This window comes from Streptomyces sp. MnatMP-M17, from assembly GCF_900091995.1.
GTDB lineage: Bacteria > Actinomycetota > Actinomycetes > Streptomycetales > Streptomycetaceae > Streptomyces.
The window spans coordinates 1-2,222 of the sequence record NZ_FMDK01000139.1 but is presented as its reverse complement, the minus strand read 5'-3'; the positions used below and the strand labels follow the sequence as shown (position 1 = coordinate 2,222).

Annotated in this window: 3 protein-coding genes; all 3 read left to right on the top strand. The window is 72.1% G+C overall.

The window, feature by feature from the left end:
- Positions 1-653 (top strand): M56 family metallopeptidase (locus tag GA0115259_RS07370; RefSeq protein ID WP_093592617.1); only part of this gene is annotated, 653 nt, incomplete at its 5' end.
- Positions 654-708: 55 nt separating this feature from the next.
- On the top strand, positions 709-1,422 hold the full coding sequence (locus tag GA0115259_RS07365) for a phosphatase PAP2 family protein (protein ID WP_093592614.1): 714 nt from the start codon (positions 709-711) through the stop codon (positions 1,420-1,422).
- A gap of 19 nt (positions 1,423-1,441) precedes the next feature.
- Positions 1,442-2,152, top strand: a complete 711-nt coding sequence (locus GA0115259_RS07360; RefSeq protein WP_093592611.1) for an HAD family hydrolase — start codon at positions 1,442-1,444, stop codon at positions 2,150-2,152.
- Positions 2,153-2,222 lie beyond the last annotated feature (70 nt).

The following is a 2,222-nucleotide window of genomic DNA, read 5'->3' as shown; positions in this document are numbered from 1 at the left end:
GGGCCCGGGCGGGCGGCGGCGTCTGGACGGCGGCCATGCTGACGCGGGAGATCCACCGGGCCCGCCGCAGGCGCCGTCAGCGCCGCGCGGAGCTGCTCGTACGCGCTCCCGCGCTGCCCGGTGAGGAGCCCGGCGGTGAGCCGCTCGTCGTCCTGGAGGGCGAGCGGCCGGACGCCTGGTGGCTGTCGGGCGTGGAGCCTCAACTGGTCATCACCACGGCGGCGCTGCGCCGGTTGAAGGGCAGTCAGCTCGATGCCGTGCTGGCGCACGAGCAGGGCCACGCGCGGGCCAGGCACGACTGGTTGCTGCACTGCTCGGGAGCGCTCGCCAACGGCTTTCCGCAGGTGCCGGTGTTCGCGGCGTTCCGCGACGAGATGCACCGGCTGATCGAGCTGGCCGCGGACGATGTGGCCTCGCGCCGCTTCGGCCGGCTGACCATCGCGCTCGCCCTGGTCGAACTGAACGAGGACCGTGGGGTGTTCGGGCCGGGCACCGCGCCGGACGCCCAGCTTCCACAGCGGGTGAACCGGCTGCTGTCTCCCGTTCCACGGCTCACCGCGGGCCGCAGACTGCGGCTGACCGCCGCCGCCGCTGCCGTACCGGTGGTGCCGCTCCTGGTCGCCTTCGTACCGGCGCTGCGTGCGCTCGGATAACCCGGACGCCCGCACGGACTGGCCTGTCGCGCCCGGCGTCGGCGAGGATTTCCCCATGCGCTCGCCGTTGATCCCCGAAACCGATCCGACACCGCCGCCGACAAGCCCGGGAGCCCCGGCTCCTCCCCCACTGGTCACACCGGCCCGCACGGGCGGTCTGCTGGCCGTTCTGCTGGGTCTGCTCGTCATACTTGTCGTGGCCGAGTGGGGGCCGCTGCTCTCCTTCGACCGGATGACCGCCGAGGCGCTGCACCGCCGGGCGGTGGCCGAGCCCGGAGTCACCTGGATCAACCGGGTGCTCACCGACTGGGCCTGGGACCCATGGACGATGCGGCTGCTGATCGCGGCGGCGGTCATCGTGGTCTGGCGGCGCGGCAGACGGCTGCTCGCCTGCTGGGTCGCGGTGACGAGCGCGGTGGGCGCGGCCCTCTCCCAAGGTCTGAAGTACACCGTGGGACGCGAGCGCCCGCAGTGGCCGGATCCGGTCGACTCGGCCCACTTCGCCGCGTTCCCTTCCGGCCACGCCATGACCGCCGCGGTGAGCTGCGGACTCCTGCTGTGGGTGGCGCACCGCCATGGAGTCGGCCGACGGGTATGGCGTACGGCACTGGCCGTCGCCGTCGTCTCCGTGGCCGGCGCGGGCCTCACGCGCCTCTGGCTGGGCGTCCACTGGAGCGCGGACGTCCTGGCCGGCTGGCTGCTGGGCGGCTGCCTGGTGGCCTTTTCCATCGCTTCGTACAGCCGCCTGGCCTTGTCCCGGGAGCGGTGACGCCGCGAGGATCTGAGGCATGACCTTCAAGGGCGTGCTCTTCGACTTTTCCGGAACTCTCTTCCGCATCGAATCAGCAGGATCCTGGCTGCGAGCCGTGCTCAACCAGGCAGATGTGGCCGTGCCACCCGACGAGGTACGGCGGTACGCGATGAAGCTGGCCGTGGCGGGCGCGCTGCCCGGCGGGTCCTCACCGGAGCGGGTACCGCGCGAGCTGGCCGGAGTGTGGGCCACCCGGGACGAGAGCGCCGAGCTCCACCGCGCCGCGTACACCGGGCTGGCACGCCAGGTGGAGCTGCCGAGTCCCGCCCTGTACGACGCGCTCTACGAGCGCCATATGACACCGGACGCCTGGCGTCCGTACGCCGACGCGGCCGAGGTGCTCGGCACGCTGCGGCACTGGGGCCTTGGGATCGGCGTCGTGAGCAATATCGGCTGGGATCTGCGGCCCGTCTTCCGCGCGCACGGTCTCGACGCCCTCGTCGACGCGTATGTGCTCTCGTACGAGCACGGCGTCCAGAAGCCCGACGTCCGGCTCTTCCGGACGGCCTGTGAGGCCCTGGGACAGGATCCGCACGATGTACTGATGGTCGGGGACGACCGGGGGGCCGACGGCGGAGCGGCGGCGCTGGGCTGCTCGGTCCATTTCGTGGACCATCTGCCGGTGGAGGAGCGCCCTGCGGGACTGCGTCCCGTCCTCGCTCTCGCCGGCCGCGGGCCGCTTCCGTAGCCCAGGAGCACTAGGTGTATTGATCACGAGCGTTGTTGACACGTGCCGGTGCTTGATCATGGCGAAGACC

What these genes read in the sequence shown, in the direction of transcription:
- GA0115259_RS07365 (WP_093592614.1), top strand. Translation starts at nt 709, where the DNA reads ATGCGCTCGCCGTTGATCCCCGAAACCGATCCGACACCGCCGCCGACA.
- GA0115259_RS07360 (WP_093592611.1), top strand. Translation starts at nt 1,442, where the DNA reads ATGACCTTCAAGGGCGTGCTCTTCGACTTTTCCGGAACTCTCTTCCGC.